Source organism: Acinetobacter sp. RF15B (genome assembly GCF_007558235.1).
GTDB classification, from domain to species: Bacteria; Pseudomonadota; Gammaproteobacteria; order Pseudomonadales; family Moraxellaceae; genus Acinetobacter; species Acinetobacter lwoffii_C.
In genome coordinates this window covers 1-452 of sequence record NZ_VLSR01000059.1, presented here as the reverse complement: position 1 = coordinate 452, position 452 = coordinate 1, and the positions used below count along the sequence as shown (strand labels likewise).

Sequence of the window (452 nt, the reverse complement as noted above, 5' to 3'; positions counted from 1 at the left end):
ACAGGTAATAAATTACTGTTAACTTCCGTTCTATCTATGAGTATGAACAAATTATTTCAACTCAAATATATGCTGTTAATGATTTTTCTAGCCTTCGTCAGGTCTAGAAACTGTGATAAATCACAGAAGTTAATAAATAATTATTTATTTACTAAATTCTGTAATCAAGCCTCATTATTTTTTAAAGCAGTGCTTAAAAAATAATTCGTGGTGGAGACTAGGAGAGTCGAACTCCTGACCTCCTGCGTGCAAAGCAGGCGCTCTACCAACTAAGCTAAGTCCCCAGCTTATCATTTAGATTTAATGTTTCTGATTCTCTGTTTCGTGGCAGATGGTGGGTCTGACAAGACTTGAACTTGTGACCCCACGCTTATCAAGCGTGTGCTCTAACCAACTGAGCTACAGACCCTCAGATACATCAATGAAGAACAACTTGTTGTGGATTCTTACCA

Annotated in this window: 2 tRNA genes; both read right to left on the bottom strand. The window is 37.4% G+C overall.

The features are described from left to right. Positions 1-208 precede the first annotated feature (208 nt). A tRNA-Ala gene (locus tag E2K74_RS14480) sits at positions 209-284 on the bottom strand. A 48-nt stretch (positions 285-332) separates the two neighbouring features. Next, positions 333-409 (bottom strand) — tRNA-Ile (locus E2K74_RS14475). Positions 410-452: the final 43 nt, after the last annotated feature.